General features: G+C 44.8%; 13 protein-coding genes. 2 read left to right on the forward strand and 11 right to left on the reverse strand.

Translation table 11 applies throughout. The annotated features are described in order from the left end of the window. Nucleotides 1–117 precede the first annotated feature (117 nt). Nucleotides 118–1,443 (forward strand): MocR-like pyridoxine biosynthesis transcription factor PdxR, encoded by a 1,326-nt coding sequence (gene pdxR, locus LJE09_RS06375; RefSeq protein ID WP_055060046.1) that lies wholly within the window; start codon nucleotides 118–120, stop codon nucleotides 1,441–1,443. Here the strand turns inward: pdxR and LJE09_RS06380 are convergent. The 11 genes from LJE09_RS06380 to LJE09_RS06430 form a co-directional block, all read right to left on the reverse strand. Then, the gene (locus LJE09_RS06380) at nucleotides 1,440–2,084 is read right to left on the reverse strand and encodes a precorrin-8X methylmutase (RefSeq protein ID WP_008704797.1); all 645 of its coding nucleotides are present in this window, start codon (nucleotides 2,082–2,084) and stop codon (nucleotides 1,440–1,442) included. The genes pdxR and LJE09_RS06380 overlap by 4 nt on opposite strands. A gap of 161 nt (nucleotides 2,085–2,245) precedes the next feature. Next, on the reverse strand, nucleotides 2,246–3,754 hold the full coding sequence (locus tag LJE09_RS06385) for a cobyric acid synthase (RefSeq protein WP_227311062.1): 1,509 nt from the start codon (nucleotides 3,752–3,754) through the stop codon (nucleotides 2,246–2,248). Between the two features lie 33 nt (nucleotides 3,755–3,787). Then, complete coding sequence (locus tag LJE09_RS06390; protein WP_173720146.1) at nucleotides 3,788–4,831, reverse strand: pyridoxal phosphate-dependent aminotransferase; 1,044 nt, start codon at nucleotides 4,829–4,831, stop codon at nucleotides 3,788–3,790. A 128-nt stretch (nucleotides 4,832–4,959) separates the two neighbouring features. Further along, on the reverse strand, nucleotides 4,960–5,937 hold the full coding sequence (gene cbiB, locus LJE09_RS06395; protein ID WP_196049504.1) for an adenosylcobinamide-phosphate synthase CbiB: 978 nt from the start codon (nucleotides 5,935–5,937) through the stop codon (nucleotides 4,960–4,962). Nucleotides 5,938–5,941: 4 nt separating this feature from the next. Next, complete coding sequence (locus LJE09_RS06400) at nucleotides 5,942–7,336, reverse strand: cobyrinate a,c-diamide synthase (protein ID WP_196049505.1); 1,395 nt, start codon at nucleotides 7,334–7,336, stop codon at nucleotides 5,942–5,944. 122 nt (nucleotides 7,337–7,458) lie between these two features. Next, nucleotides 7,459–9,510, reverse strand: a complete 2,052-nt coding sequence (cobK, locus tag LJE09_RS06405) for a precorrin-6A reductase (RefSeq protein ID WP_055152923.1) — start codon at nucleotides 9,508–9,510, stop codon at nucleotides 7,459–7,461. Continuing rightward, the gene (gene cobJ, locus LJE09_RS06410; protein ID WP_008704807.1) at nucleotides 9,503–10,234 is read right to left on the reverse strand and encodes a precorrin-3B C(17)-methyltransferase; all 732 of its coding nucleotides are present in this window, start codon (nucleotides 10,232–10,234) and stop codon (nucleotides 9,503–9,505) included. The genes cobK and cobJ overlap by 8 nt, the downstream gene beginning before the upstream one ends. Then, complete coding sequence (locus LJE09_RS06415; RefSeq protein WP_055152925.1) at nucleotides 10,227–11,348, reverse strand: cobalt-precorrin 5A hydrolase; 1,122 nt, start codon at nucleotides 11,346–11,348, stop codon at nucleotides 10,227–10,229. Before LJE09_RS06415 ends, cobJ begins: the two co-directional genes overlap by 8 nt. A gap of 73 nt (nucleotides 11,349–11,421) precedes the next feature. Further along, nucleotides 11,422–12,198: a precorrin-4 C(11)-methyltransferase gene (cobM, locus tag LJE09_RS06420; RefSeq protein ID WP_022381461.1), complete on the reverse strand. Its 777-nt coding sequence runs from the start codon at nucleotides 12,196–12,198 to the stop codon at nucleotides 11,422–11,424. A 255-nt stretch (nucleotides 12,199–12,453) separates the two neighbouring features. Then, entirely contained in the window at nucleotides 12,454–13,614 is a 1,161-nt protein-coding gene (gene cbiD / locus LJE09_RS06425) for a cobalt-precorrin-5B (C(1))-methyltransferase CbiD (protein ID WP_055053400.1), read from the reverse strand. Between the two features lie 313 nt (nucleotides 13,615–13,927). Continuing rightward, nucleotides 13,928–15,271, reverse strand: coding sequence for an MATE family efflux transporter (locus tag LJE09_RS06430; protein WP_055152927.1), 1,344 nt, complete (start codon nucleotides 15,269–15,271; stop codon nucleotides 13,928–13,930). Nucleotides 15,272–15,639: 368 nt separating this feature from the next. Here LJE09_RS06430 and LJE09_RS06435 point away from each other — a divergent pair, with 368 nt between their 5' ends. Further along, on the forward strand, nucleotides 15,640–16,539 hold the full coding sequence (locus tag LJE09_RS06435; protein WP_196049506.1) for an RluA family pseudouridine synthase: 900 nt from the start codon (nucleotides 15,640–15,642) through the stop codon (nucleotides 16,537–16,539). Nucleotides 16,540–16,548 lie beyond the last annotated feature (9 nt).

Consider the following 16,548-nt stretch of genomic DNA (forward strand, 5'->3'; position numbering starts at 1 on the left):
TCACAGTGGATATATGAATATAGCCAGATTTAATGTTTTTTTAAGGGTCAGTTTATTTTTAACCCTATAGCAATTCAAGAATGCCATCAGCATGTTTGAAGGATCGGAGTTTTACATATGGAATTGATTTTAGATAAGAATAAAAAAAGGGAGCACCTGTATCTGGAGGTGTTCCACTATTACAGGGAGCTGATCATGGAGAAAAAGCTCCCGCCCGGAAGCAGGATGCCCTCTCTTCGAAAATGTTCGCAGGAACTAAAGCTGAGCCGCACCACCATTGAAAATGCCTATCTGCAGCTGGCTGCGGAGGGATATATTATTTCCAAAGCCCAGAGCGGATACTATGTGACAGATATAGCTGACAGACAACACACATCTGTCAGAAAAACAGAGAAACATGCTCAGACACCTTGCCGGTTTGATTTTGCATCTTCAGGAGTAGATCGGGAGAGTTTCCGTTTTGACCTTTGGAGACGTTATATCAAAAGCGCTCTTCGCCAGGATGAAAGATTACTGTCTTATGGAGAGCCTCAGGGTGAGGCTGACCTGAGAGATACACTTGCCGATTATGTGAGAGAACGTAGAAACGTGCTATGTAGTGGGGAGGATATTGTGATCGGTGCAGGTATCCAGAGCCTTTTGCACATCCTCTGCCCGCTCCTTGATCAACGTCGGACTGTTTCTTTTCCCAATTCTTCTTTTGTACAGGGAAGTACTGTGTTCCATGACTATGGATTTCAGGTAGATTACAGGAATAAGGACTGTGATATTATTTATGTTTCCCCTGCACATATGACAAAATGGGGTGATATTATGCCTGTTTCCAGACGCCTGGAACTGGTGAATTACTCTGCTGCACATGGCAGTCTGGTCATTGAGGATGATTTTGAAAATGAATTTGTGTATCTGCAGAAGCCTACCCCTTCTCTTTTTGGTCTGGCAGGCGGTCAGAATGTGGTGTATCTGGGAACCTTTTCCAGACTTCTGCTGCCCTCCATCCGTATCAGTTTTATGGTCCTGCCTCCGGAGCTGTCTGCACTGTACAGAAAAAAAGCAGACCAATATAATCAGACAGCATCAAAGGCAGAGCAGATTGCTCTGTGCCAGTTTATCCGGGATGGTCACCTGGCAGCACAGACCCGTAAGCTGAAACGTCTGTATTCTGTAAAGCTGAAAGCACTCCGCAGTGCTGTGCGGGAAGTATTTGGAAAAGATTCCCAGATCCAGACCGGAGCCGCAGGTACCAGCCTGGCCCTGACTCTGTCCACAACTCTTACCTGGCAGGAGCTTCAAAAAAAGGCACAGACCAATGGTCTGCGCCTGCAGCTTCTGAGAGAGGCTCCCGGTAAGATTACCCTGATTCTCTCCTGCTCCTCCATGCCTGTGGCAGATTTCGTCCCGGCATGCAAGCTGTTAAAGAATATCAGTCAGATACAGAATTAGTATCCTCTGTTATTATCAATCATATAAAGCAATGCATTACAGATACATGCGGCAACATTGCTTCCGCCCTTTCTTCCTCTGGCTACAATATAAGGTACGTCTGCCTGCATGATCAGTTCCTTGGACTGAACCACGTTTACAAAGCCTACCGGCACACCGATGATCAGCTCAGGATCCAGCTTGCCATCCTCAATCAGTTCATAGAGACGTACCAGCGCAGTGGGGGCATTTCCGATGGCAAAGATCAGCTTCTTTCCCATGGCAGCAGCCTTATCCATGCTGGCTGTAGCTCTTGTGGTTCCGTTGGCTTTGGCTGTGGCAGCTACGTCCTCGTCAGAGATAAAGCAGAATACTTCTCCGCCGTAACGGGAAAGGACTCTCTTGTTGATCCCGGACTCTGCCATGTGTGTATCTGTCACAATGCAGGCACCGTCTTTGATAGCAGCAATTGCTTTCTCAACTGCATTCTCAGAGAAACAGAGATTCTCTGCATAATCAAAGTCTGCGCTTGTGTGAATACATCTCTTTACGATCAGCTCTGTTCCGGGAACCAGCTTTTTATCTCCAAGTTCCTCTGTGATGATCTCAAAGCTGCGTTTCTCTATATCCATTGGTTTTACATTTTCCAGTTCTACTTTCATTCCTTATCTCCCAAATTCCATAAATTCCCGTATACAATAGTTACATCTATCACTCATTATAGCAATCCTCTAAAATAATGCATCTTAATCCAGCCCATCAGAGTGTGAAATTTTACGAGGATTGCTATAGTTTATCTGGATTTTCACCATATAGTTCCGGATCAGATCCCCTGCTCCAGAATGTCATAGATTTTCTTCATATCCAGATGCTTCCTCAGTTCTGCTGCCAGGATATCATACTGGGTTTCTTTAAATGCTGCAAAATCGATTCCCGTCATCTGAGATACATCGATTCCCTTTTTCTCACCCAGAACACGTACAACAGCCTCTGCCACATCCTCTCTGTCAAAAACTCCATGGACATAGGTTCCACAGACATTTTTACAGTATGCACCGTCTTCCTTACACTCTCCTGACACCTGATCTTCAATGGATACACTGTGTCCGGCCTCGCCTTTTAACACAGTTTCTCCCATATGGATCTCGTAACCCTCCAGTTCTGCACCGGACAGTGCCTGAAGCTCTCCCTCGAGTTCCAGGAATCTGCCGGAAACTCTGGTTCTGGTTTTCTTTTCCGCAAAAACAGTATCCATAGGAAGCAGTCCCATTCCTTTGATGCTTCCTCCGGCTTCCACATGATGAGGGTCACTTAAGGTCTCACCCAGCATCTGATAACCGCCACAGATTCCAAAGATGATCTTACCCTTTGCAGCTTCCTTCAAAACTGCAGCTTCCAGACCATTAGCCCGCATCCACAGCAGATCTTCCATTGTATTTTTAGTTCCTGGAAGGATGATCATATCCGGATTTTTCAGTTCGCTGACATGCTGTACATATCTCAGGGAAACGCCCGGGATACTTTCCAGTGGATTAAAATCTGTGAAATTGGAGATCCTTGGCACCCGAATCACCGCAATATCAATAAGATCCACTTCCTGTTTTCTGTCAAATCTTTCTGTGAGGCTGTCCTCATCCTCCACCTGAATATCCAGATACGGAGCCACTCCCACTACAGGGATATGGCTTCTCTCCTCCAGCATCTGCACTCCCGGATCAAGGATGGTCTTGTCGCCGCGGAATTTGTTGATGATCAGACCCTTTACCATCTCTCTTTCATCCTCTTCCAGAAGCTCCACTGTACCGATCAGCTGTGCGAAAACACCGCCTCTGTCAATATCTCCCACCAGAAGTACCGGTGCCTTTGCCATCTTTGCCATTCCCATATTTACGATATCTTCTGTTTTCAGATTGATCTCTGCCGGGCTTCCTGCTCCCTCGATCACAATGATATCATTTTCTGATGCCAGTTTATCATAAGCTTTCATAATATCCGGCACCAGCTTTTTCTTATATTTAAAATAGTCTCTGGCACTCATGGTTCCCAGGACTTCTCCGTTTACGATCACCTGGGAGCCTACATCATTGGTAGGCTTCAGAAGAATGGGGTTCATCAGCACAGAAGGCTTAATTCCGGCTGCCTCCGCCTGCATCACCTGAGCTCTGCCCATCTCCAGCCCCTCTTCTGTAATAAAAGAGTTCAGTGCCATATTCTGGGATTTAAAGGGTGCCACCCTGTATCCATCCTGTTTAAAAATCCTGCAAAGCCCTGCTGCCAGAAGGCTTTTTCCTGCATTGGACATTGTCCCCTGCACCATAATTGCTTTTGCCATTTTTTTGTTTCCCCTTTTCTCCTGTATAAATACTTACGAAAGCACTTCTTCCAGTACCTCTATCAGCTTTTCATTCTGTTCATGCAACTTCACTGCCACACGGTAATATCCCTTTTTCAGCCCCGAATAGTTACTGCAGTCCCGGATCAGGATCCCCTTTGCAACACATCTTTCAAAGAGATCCTCAGATCCGTAAAAGAATATATAATTTGCTTCAGAAGGATATACCGTCAGCCCAAGCTGTCTCATCTTTTCCTTCATCCATGCAGATTCACGGAAAATGATCTGCCGTCCTGCTTCCACATATTCTGCTTCCTTCAGTGCTGCCATTCCTGCCTGCTGTGCCATGGTAGACACATTCCAGGGCTGGGTGACTGCCTCCATCCGGTCAAGTACTTCCCCGTCCGAACAGAATCCATAGCCCAGCCGCACACCGGGGATCGCATATCTTTTGGTAAATGCCTTAAGAATAAAAAGTCCGGGATATTTTTCCAGTTTTTCCTTCAGCGTATGTTTCTCCGGATCTTTTACAAAATCCAGGAAGCACTCATCTACTACCATAAATATTCCCTGCATGGCACAGGTTTCCAGGATTTCTTCCAGAAGGTCCTGAGGTATGGTGATCCCTGTAGGATTATTGGGATTACACAGGAAAATAATATCCGGCTTTTCTCTTTTCAGAACATCCGGATAATCTTTCTGTATACAGAAATCATTTTCCTCTTTCAGATAATATCTGCTGATTTCGCAGCCAACACTGATCAGTGCCTGTTCATACTCCGCAAAGGTAGGAGCAGGAAGAAGGGCCTTCTTTGGATTCAATGCCCTGCTGAGGGAAAAAATAAGGTCTGCGGCTCCATTCCCGCAGATCAGATATTCTTTTTTTGTATGTTCATAATCTGCGATTGCCTCTTTCAGAGGTCCGCATCCTACACGGGGATAATCACTCAGGTCCTCTACACTGTCTATGATCGCCAGCTTTACACTCTGCGGTGTTCCCAGAGGGTTACAGTTTGCAGAGAAATCCAGACAGTGATCATATTTATAAACATCACCGCCATGTATATGTTTTGTCATCAGTTGTCTCCTGTCTTACTATACATGTTTTATATTAATAACTATTCAGCAATCCACTATTGAACCAACAAGCTGTTATCCTGCAAGATTATTACAAAAATCAACTTATCAGCACACTGTTACCGGAATTATAAAAAGAAACAGATGCGCACCGCGCTTCCGATCAGAAGGAATATCACAGCCCCCAGGATCGCTGTTGCATAAAGCAGACGGTTGGATCGTCTGATATCCTCCACCTCCACAGGGCGGATTCCATCTCCTATGGTTGGTTTCTCATAAAGCTTTCCGAAATAATAAGCATTGCCTGCAAGCTGTACCTCCAGCGCACCTGCCATTGCTGCCTCTGTCTGTGCAGAGTTGGGGCTGGCATGATTTCTTCTGTCTCTGCGGTAGATCTTCGCTGCATTTTTCACATCCATTTTTACAAATGCAGAGGCTGCCACCATCAGCCATCCTGAAAGTCTGGCTGGAATATAATTGGCCACATCATCCAGCTTTGCAGCGCAACGACCAAAATACAGATATTTATCATTCTTATAACCCAGCATGGAATCCATGGTATTGATTCCTTTGTAAAGAAACATCAGCCACACTCCGCCGATTGCCATATAGAACATCGGTGCTATAACACCGTCTGAAGCATTCTCTGCCACAGTCTCTACTGCCGCCTTTGTAACACCCTCCTCTGTCAATGACTGGGTATCACGGCCTACGATCATGGATACTGCATAACGGGCCTCATCCAAAGTTCCGTTTTTCAGTCTGTCATAGACTTTCATGCTCTCTGTTTTCAGAGATTTCGTTGCCAGAAGCTGATAACACCAGAAGGTTTCCAGTGCAAATCCCACCCATACTGAGATTCCATAGAGAATGTGTAGGATCAGAAATGGGATTCCACCGCTTAACAGACAGACAAGGATCACTTCCACTGTACCTGCAGCCAGTTCGCCCTTATCTGTTTTCGGAAAAATCTTTCGGAGTATTTTTTCCAGAAATGCGATCAGATTTCCGATCAGACATACCGGATGATACAGCCATCTGGGATCTCCTATCATAAGATCAAGTATGAAGCCTGCTGCAAGGGCAGGCATACTGTAATATAACATATTTTTAAAACTCCTTGCTATGATATTCCAGACATTTCATGAGAAAAGCCCTGGGAATCTGGGGATTTCCATAATAATAGATATGAGGATATCCTGCCAGCAGGTTACTGCTGCTGTGCATACAGTCCCAACCTCTTTTACTCAAAGGCTTCGCTGCATGGAAATCACTTCCACAGTTCTCTGAATCAAAATAGTGGAATTCATGAGCCGGAATCTCACCGATCTCCTCTGCACTTCTGCCGAAAACAGGCTTCCCGGCGGTTAATGTGATATATCCAAATCTGGTCAGTCTGGGAGTGCGGAAACATTTTCCGGGAATCACTCCGCAGGTTTTCCGGAACACTCCGCCCATATCCTCCATCTGCTCATGAAGATACATAAAGCCTCCGCATTCTGCCATACATGGCATGCCCTGTTTAACTGCCTGTGCAATCTCTTCTTTCATGGATGCATTGCGTTCCAGTGCCTCTCCATTTAATTCCGGATAACCGCCATAAAGAAGAATCCCATCCAGATCTGCAGGAAGATGTTCATCATGAACTGGCGAGAAATCAACCAGCTCTGCCCCCATTTCCTGAAGGAGACGGAAATTGTCTTCATAAAAGAAACAAAAGGCTTCATCCTTTGCCACTCCGATACGCAGCTTCTGTGGCAGACAATATCCATATGTCCTATCTTTCTGTATCAGAGATTCCGGCACCTGCAGCTCCTCTGCATTTTGGGCAAGTGCAAGAATCCTGTCGATCTCCAGTGTATCTTCCAATATTCCGGCAAGCTTCTGCAAACGTTCCTTCAGATCAGAAATCTCCTCAGGAAGCACAAGACCCAGATGACGGCTCTCGATCACACAGTCCTCCACCTTTGGCACATATCCAAGAACCTCCACCTCAAGCTGTTCTTCCACCAGCTTCTTCATTCTGGGATAAAGCATGGGAGACATCTGGTTAAAGATTACGCCTTTGATATGGCTTTTCTCTTTGTACTCCATAAAACCTTTGATATAAGCTGCCAGGGAAATACTCATTCCTCTGCTGTTTACCACAAGGATGACCGGAGTATCTGTGGTATCTGCCAGGTCATAGGCGCTTGCTTTCGTGGATATTCCACCCACGCCGTCATAATAGCCCATAACACCTTCCATCACTGCAATATCGCAGTCTGCTGCATTTTTTCCAAGCAGGTATCGGGTAGTCTCGGCATCTGTAAAAAAGGTGTCCAGATTACGGGATTTCGTCCCGATGACTCTGGAATGAAACATGGGATCTATATAATCCGGTCCACATTTAAAAGATGCCACTTTCACTTTTCGATTGACCAGTGCCTGCAGAAGTCCGCAGGTAATCAGAGTTTTGCCACTGCCGCTGGCTCCTGCTGCAAGAAGTATTCTTGGAATATCCATCCCTGTTCTCCTCTGTTTCTGTCCTATATTTTTTCAACAATTTCAGGGCATTCCAATCTATTAACTGTTAATCTGTATTTCCTTAACTGTTAATTTGTAATCCCTGATATCTGCATCATTTGTTATTTCCCGGGATTCTGAAGTGTAATAATATAAATAGGATTCTCGCCCATCATCATATGATAACGTCCGATTGCCTTTGAACGTGCCGCACTTAGCTGCACGATTTCATTTTCTTCAAATCCAAACTCTTTCGCTGTTTCCAATGCTTCAGACACAGTTTCAAGAGTGATACAGTTGATCACGATCCGGACCTGAGGGTTCTTTTCAAGTAACAGCTTCACGATCTCTTTCAGATTTCCTGACGAGCCTCCGATAAAAGCATGGGTTGGTGTCGGAAGATCTTTCAGAGCCTCCGGTGCAAGTCCTTCCACAATCTCCAGATTATCCGCTGCAAATTTCACCTTATTCCGGTGGATCAGTTCAACTGCGTCTTCCTTTTTCTCAATTGCCCAGACCTGTCCCTGATGAGCACGAAGTGCCATCTCTATTGACAGTGAGCCTGTTCCTGCACCCACATCATAGCAGACAGAATCAGCAGTCAGCCGCAATTTGGAAAGGGATACCGTACGCACCTCTTCCTTTGTCATAGGCGCTTTGCCTCTGATAAATTCTTCATCTCTGATCCCATGCGTCTCCAGACGTGTTCCTGCATTTTCATTTACTGCACAGATGACGGACAAAGGATCACCCTTATATTCTGTCAGCTCGCTGGCAGGTTTTACAAAAATCTTCTCATTTTCATAAGACAGATTCTCTCCCACATAAAGGAGCACATCACCCATCCCGTATTTTACCAGTTTCTCTGCCAGAACTGCTACACCGTCTGAGGTTCCAAGTATGGAAAATACTTTCTCCGCATAACAGATATGTGAGATAAGATTACATCCTCTTCCATGTGCACTGACGATTTTGGCATCATCCCAGGACAATCCTATTTGGGACATAAAATATACAACTGAGGAAATCCCACACTGAATCTCTATCTCTGTATTATTTTGTGCTGAACTATCCCGTTCTTCCTCACTCTTCTCTGATCCGTTCTTTCTCTGTACTCTCAGATCCGCACTGTCCTGACACAGTACTTCCAGAAGTTTTCTGGCTCCGCTGTAGAAGCCCACATCTCCTGAAAGGACGATTACAATATTGTCATACTCCGGATGTGCATCAATGTAATCCCTGATCTCCTGGCTTCTGTATTCCACGAACACATCCTGTCCCGGACGTTTCACAGAATCCACCATCCTTCTGGCACCGATCAGAAGATCCGCCTGATCCAGGCTGTTCTTACCCTGGACAGTGAGAAGTTTTTGACTTCCCATTCCAATTCCCAGCAATATAATATGCGGTCTGTGGGCTAAGCTGAAATGTTCTGTAAGAAATCTCTTACATTCTCTCACAGACATTCCTTTCTCCTTCAGAGGACGCCCGATAATCACAGGAACTGCATCACATTCCAGGGCAGCATCGATCTTATCCTGAAATCCACCTGCTTTTCCTGTATCCTTTGTGACCAGATATCTGCAGTCATATTGTCTGAGCATTGCAGCATTCAGCTCTCTGGAAAAAGGCCCCTGCATTCCTATCAGATGTTTTCCCTCAAATCCCAGCTCTGCACAGGCTTTCATCACATTGGGCAGAGAAAGGACTCTTGCATAAAGACGGTTCTGATAATCCTTCATGCCTGTAAAGCCGGCCAGCTCCTTGCTTCCTGTTGTCAGCAATACATTTCCCTGGGTCTGATCCAGATAATCTGCAGCAGCCTGAACACTGTCCACATATACTGCCCTGTCCTCATGTTCCCCGGCCTCTCTCAGCACCCTGTAATATGCTGTCTGCGTATTTTCACAGGCTGTCCTGATATTTACAGTCACCTCAGCAGCATAAGGATGGGTAGCATCCAGCACCATTTCCGGTTTCTCCTGTAAAAAGACCTCTTCCATGTCCGCTGCATCCAGTCTTCCGGTCTGAACAGTGAGAAATTCATTTTCTGTAAGAGATTTGCTGCCATATTCTGTGGCAACAAAACCTTTTGTCTCTATCTTATGATCTGCCAGAAACCGGCAGATCTCGTATCCTTCTGTTGTTCCCGCAAAAACAAGAACTTTATACATTCCTATATCCCCTCGGTGTTACCATCTTATTGTTGATTTCCTTTGTCTGAGAATTACCGATAAATACTGTGGTAAACATATCCACCTGTGTATCTCTCAGTTCCTTTAATGTCATTACATGAGCTTCTTCGCCTTCTCTTGCAATATTGGAAACTGTTCCGCAGATGGTATCCGGTGATTTGTATTTCATCATCAGATCACAGGCTTTCTGCAGATAATCATGACGTTTTTTACTTGACGGATTGTAAAGGCATACAACAAAATCTGCCTGAGCTGCTGCCAGAAGTCTTGCCTCTATCTTTTCCCATGGTGTGAGAAGGTCGCTTAAGCTGATCAGACAGAAGTCATGGATCAGAGGTGCACCCAGAACAGCAGCTCCACCTGTTGCCGCTGTCACACCCGGGATGATCTCCAGTTCTGTTTCCGGATAATTGACACCAACCTCATACATCAGACCTGCCATACCGTAAACTCCTGCATCACCGCTGCAGATCATGGAAACAGTTTTGCCTTTCTTTGCCTCTTCAAAAGCAAGGACACAGCGGTCCACTTCCTTTTTCATTGGTGTAGTCATAAATTCTTTTCCCGGAAAATATTCCTTCACCAGGTCTACATATACGGTATATCCGATGATTGCATCACTTTCATTCATGGCGCGTATCGCTTTTCCTGTCATCTGATCATAAGCTCCCGGTCCGATTCCGATTACATATATTTTACTCAAAATGTATCCTCCATTCCCTGGCAGCCACTGCTGTGGTCACACCATTTTCTCCTGTTTTTCTCTGCAGCAGCCTGCCATTTCCACTGGCAAGGACTGCACTTCTCTCACAGACATTGTCCACACCTGTGATCTTTTTTACAAAAGGTGAGGGAGTAAATTCTCCAGGCACCTGTTTTAATTCTTCTTCTGTATAAGTCACAAAAGGAATCTGCCAGTCCTGTGACAATGACAGGATTCCCTTTTCTTCTTTCTTCAGATCAATACTTGCGATCTGCTCAAATGCTTCTTTATGAAATCCGGATCTGTCCAGCACCTTCTGCGCTGCCTCTGCGATTCCACGGGCATCCTTGTCTTTCCTGCATCCCATACCCAGAGTCAGACATTTCGGAACTACCTGTGTGGTAGAAATAAAAGGATTACAGGAAGTATGTACAGTAACTGCAACTCCGCAGTCTATATTCGTACAGTCTGTCCCTGTTCCATTAAAATCAGAGCTTTTCTGTGTTTCCTCTTCTGATCTGTCATCCATACTGCTGACAGGATTCCCATATTCGTCACACCGGACCAGCCCCTCCGGCAGTTCGCCTTCTACAGGAAACTCACTGTAAAATCCAACTTTCTTTCCTGCCAGAAGTGCAGCAGAGACTTCCTTTGCTGCTTTCATGTTAAAAATATTGCAATTGTTTTTCTTTGCAAAAACATCTACTGCAAAACGGTGATGCAGGTCTGTGGCTGTTGTGACCACTGGTATTGCTTCCAGAATTTCTGCTGTTTTCAGCGCCAGTTCATTGGCACCGCCCAGATGTCCGGACAGAAGGGAAATGACAAACTTTCCACATTCATCTACAACCAGCACCGCAGGGTCTGACTTCTTTGACGCTACATAAGGCGCAATGCTGCGGACGGCAATTCCGGTGGCACCGATAAAGATCAGTGCATCTGAATCAGAAAATTTCTCTCCTGCCCATGCAGAGGTACTGATCTGAATAGAATCCAGAAGATATTTACTTTTTTTATCCAGTTCTGCTGTCATACCGGCAGCTTCCAGCCCCCGGCATAATCTCTCCCCGGTCTGCTGACCGGTAAGGCTGAAGCATATAAGTGCAACCTTCACTGTTATATTCCTTCTCTTTCTCCTGTTTACAGTAATCTCATAAACGATAGCAATTCCTTAAGGTTACCAGATTCTATGAGTGATGTGTTTTTGATTTCACAGCTTCACGAAATTCTGTGGTAAACTCCGGATCATACAGCTTGGAACGGTCATAGTGTGCTGCTGCAACTGTATCTCCGATGATCATCAGAGCTGTTTTTGTAATATTATTTTCTGCAGCCGTTTTTGCCAGTGTTCCCACTGTGCAGACGAAGGTCTTCTGTTCCGGCCAGGTTGCCTTATATACAATGGCTGCTGGTGTATCTGCTGTATAACCGCCTTCAATAAGACGTCTGCTCAGCTCTTCCAGCATTCCTGTACTTAAGAATACAACCATAGTTGCCTGATGAGCTGCAAATGACTGAATGCTTTCCTTGGACGGAACCGGAGTTCTGCCTTCCATTCGTGTAATGATCACACTCTGGGAAATATCCGGCAGAGTATATTCCAGATTCAGGGCACTTGCAGCACCGCAGAATGCACTGACACCCGGACAGTAATCATAAGCAATATTTTTCTCATCCAGAATATCCATCTGCTCACGAATCGCACCGTAAATACATGGATCTCCGGTATGAAGTCGGACAGTTGTCTTTCCCTCTGCTTCTGCCTTCTCGATCACATGGATCACTTCCTCCAGTGTCATTTTTGCACTGTTGTAGATGGTGCAGATGTCCTTTGTGTATTCCAGAAGCTTTGGATTTACCAGTGATCCTGCATAGATCACCACATCAGCTTCCTCCAGATACTGTTTTCCTCTTACTGTGATAAGATCCGGTGCTCCCGGACCTGCTCCTACGAAATGTACCATAATCTATCATTCTCCTTTTTATAAATTTATTTCAACTGTTCAATACTTTCACAGTTGTGAGTCAAAATCCATTCAAGCGGATATTCGCAATCCGCTTCGCTACTTGCTCATAACCGAATAACTGCTCCGCAGTTTATCAGAAGGAGCTTGCACTCCTCCTGATACAAGCAAGTCCCCACCCACTGCTTATTGCTTTTCGCAATTGAAGCAGGGGACTTACTTGATTCGGTTAAAATCGCCTTTGCGATAGGATCTTTACTGTGCCTCATCATTCTGTGCATTAATCAGCTTTATCAGCTTCTCTGCATCTGCAGTCTGCCCCAGATACCCATAAGTATTATTAAAGATCACTGCCCCTAAAAGGATCTGCTCATAGGATCTGTGATTTAAATAAAACTGGATCCTGTCCAGGATCTCTTTCATGGTCTTCTGAAGTATCTGATATTTTTCTAGAATGTCTATTGCTTCATCTGTAGTAGATGCATTCAGGATTTCCTTTGCACACTCCAACGATGCTCCTGCCCGGATCGCATTGGATGCCAGCACTTCCATCCTGGCATCTGCACTGTGGGAATGAGTATTCATGATCCCTGCTGCAACTTTTACAAACTTTCCGATATGAGCAATGAAAAGGATTCCCTTAACTCCCATATCAATTGCCATGTCAATGGTCTCACCTACATAATTGCTGCATTTGATATTTTTTTCATAAGGGAGATCCATATGCTCCCGCAGATAATCTGCCCCGTAATTTCCCGGTGTTACCAGAAGATATTCTTCTCCCTGGGAAAAATGCTGCTTCATCTCTACATTGATACTCTGTACAAGAGCAGCTTCGCTCATAGGTTCTACAATCCCGGAAGTTCCCAGAATGGAGATTCCTCCCACAATTCCCAGACGTGGATTAAAGGTTTTCTTTGCAATTTCCACACCTTCAGGAACGGAGATGGTGATTTTCAGACCACCCTCATAATCATATTTCTCAGCAATTTCTGTGGCTTCACGCAAAATCATGGCCTTTGGCACAGGATTAATAGCTGCTTCCCCAATTTTCTGGGAAAGTCCGGCTTTTGTTACCCTTCCCACACCAACACCTCCGTCGAGGATGATTCCCGGTTCTTTTGTTTTCTGCACCGTGGCATAAACCAGTATTCCGTTTGTAGTATCCGGATCATCTCCTGCATCCTTCTGAATTGCACAGGTCACCTGATTTCCTTCAATCCGGATGTCTTTCAGTTCCAGTGTAAGCAGGATTCCCTTAGGAGTCATCAAGGTGACAGCCTTCTGCATGACACCACCCAGCAGGATCTCTGCAGCACCCTTACATGCAGCTGCTGCGCAGGAGCCTGTTGTATAGCCAAACCTCATTTTTTTATTGCCACGTATCACGTAGTAATCTTCCAGTCCGTTTTTCATGACGCCTCCTTTGCTGCATTGTTGTCACATTCTGTCTGCAGATTACTCTACAGCATTGCTATACATAAAAAGGAGGGATTTCTGTGTGCAACAAAATCCCTCCTGAAAGCTCTTTTCCCGAAATATCCTCTGGTTGCCGCAGATCATATTTCTTATATACAATGAAAAGCAGACAGTATCTGGCTGTTACAGTAACGGACTTGCGCAGGAATTTCACCTGACTTCCTGTAATGCTTTTCCAGAATTATTTCCGAGAATCATTATATAATTTTGAGCAGTAAAAGTCAACGCATTTCATGGCTATACCACCTTATTATACTACCTTATGCTTCAGCCATTTCCTGCTGTGGAAGCGAAGAGAAAATACGATTCCCCGCACTGTCCAGTCAGTAAACATTCCAATCCATACAGCCATTGGGCCGAAGCCTCTGAAACGGATCAGATATACACAAAGGCAAAAACGGAATGTCCACATAGTGATACAGGATGTGATCATGGAAAATTTTACATCTCCGGCTGCTCTGAGGCCATAAGCAGGGATAAATGCCAGAGTCCATACAATAGGTTTGACAACCGTTATCCAGGATATCATATGGAAACACATTCTTGCACTTTCAGGTTCCATACCACCCAGCTTTGTGACCGGAATGGTTAAGGCAAACACCAAAAGACAGCTTGCAACAACAATGATTTCTGCAAGAACACTTAATTTCTTAATATAGTAAACTGCCTCATCCTTTCTGCCCGCTCCCAGACACTGTCCTACTACAGTCATCAGACCGATTCCTACACCGATAGCTGCAATACCGTTAAGGTTCTCAAGAATATTTGTCATTGCCTGAGCTGCAATGGCTACTGTTCCCAGTGTGGATACGGAAGACTGTATTGCCAGCTTTCCAAGCTGAAACATGCTGTTCTCTATACCGGACGGAATTCCCAGAGCCAGAACTCTTCTGATCATTTTTCCATCGGGGCGGATCTGTCTGTAATTTCTGACTACAATAGGCTGTCTGTCCATACGAAGCTGCCAGAGTACCACTACAGCACAGAAGACTCTGGATGCAAGAGTTGCGATGGCAGCTCCTGCCACTCCCATATTGAATCCCCAGATCAGCGCCGCATTTCCGCCGATATTAATCACATTTGAAATAACCGATACTGTCATTGGCCCTCTGGTATTTCCCTGGGACCGGAATATGGATGCTCCCGCATCATAGAGTGCTATAAATGGAAAGGATAATGCCGTATAGAAGAAATACACCTGAGAGGCAGTCATAACATCTGCTTCTACTTTTCCGAATATCAGTTTTAACAGCGGCACACGAAACAGCAGGCACAGAGCAGTCACTGCTACAGATATGGCAGTAATGATAAATAATACCTGTCTTGCTGATTTATTTGCCATTTCATGATTTTTCTGACCTATGTACTGTGAACAGAGGATTGCACCGCCTGCTGCCAGCGCTGAGAACGCCTGGATCACCAATACATTGATGGAATCCACCAGAGATACTGCGGATATTGCAGCAGAGCCTACATTGCTGACCATCATGGTATCCACAGTTCCCATCAGGGAATTCAGTACCTGTTCAAAAATAACCGGTATCAACAGGGTTCGGAGCATTTTGTTTGTAAAAATATGTTGCTGTTCTTTCATTTTTTTCCACCTGAATCTATTTTCTTTTTTTGATTATACGCTTAATTTTCTGTGATGCAATAGAATAAAATGTATTTTTTAACGTTTTCAGGGTTACTGTTCACCCGCCACTATTCCGCGAGGTGTTTTGGCATGAATATGCCAAAATCCCGAGACATACAAGCCAAAATTCCATTGCCGCAGGCAATCTGGAATGAGTTTTGGCTACATTACTGTGAACAAAGTGAACAGTAATTTTTCAGGAAATCTGATAATTGTTCTTGTTATGTTCTTCAAAATCTGATACAGTAAATCTGTTAAAAATAAGGCAGGGCATATCAGCCCGCAATTCTTAAATCTTATACAAATCAAGAAAGCAGACAGATCATATGCAAAGAATCCTTAAATATATTATCTCCGAAAATACAACTCCGGTCACGATTCTGGACTTTCTAAAAAAAGAGGGGTTTTCCCGCCACATATTAAGCTCAATGAAGAACACTCCCAACACCATCATTCTCAATAGTGAACGTGGTTTCGGACGATCAGTGCTTAAACCGCAGGATCATCTGATCATCACTGTTCCTGAAACCGAATCAGGAGAAAACATTATCCGTACAAAGATGGATTTGAATATCATTTATGAAGATGAGGATATCCTTGTGATAAACAAGCCTGCAGATATGCCTGTGCACCCTTCTGCGGGAAATTATGAAAATACTCTGGCAAATGGAATCGCCTGGTATTTTGCAGAAAAAGGAGAGGATTTTGTTTACCGCTGTATCAACCGGCTGGACCGGGATACCACCGGTGCTCTGATCCTTGCCAAAAATCCCCTCAGCGCAGCGATTCTGTCAGTTCAGATGAAAAAACGTCAGATTCTCAGGACTTATCTCGCACTTGTAGACGGGCTTCTTCCTGACTCCGGAACGATCAACGCTCCTATCGCACGAATGGAAGGCTCCGTGATCACCAGGGAAGTAAATTTCGGAACCGGGGAGTCTGCAATAACTCATTATGAACGGCTGGCGGCCGGAAAAGAATATTCTCTGGCCGAACTTCATCTGGAAACAGGGCGCACACACCAGATACGTGTGCATATGAAATATATCGGGCATCCTCTGCCCGGAGATTATTTATATAATCCTGATTACCGTCGGATAAACCGTCAGCCCCTTCATTCTTATCAGCTGGAGTTTACTCATCCGACAACCGGAAAGGTCATGCTTTTTACTGCTCCGCTTCCCATTGATTTTATTTCTGCCTTTTATAGCAATCCTCTAAAATAATGTATTTAT

It is taken from the genome of Blautia sp. DFI.3.45, from assembly GCF_020593505.1.
In the GTDB taxonomy this organism is placed as follows: domain Bacteria; phylum Bacillota; class Clostridia; order Lachnospirales; family Lachnospiraceae; genus Blautia_A; species Blautia_A wexlerae.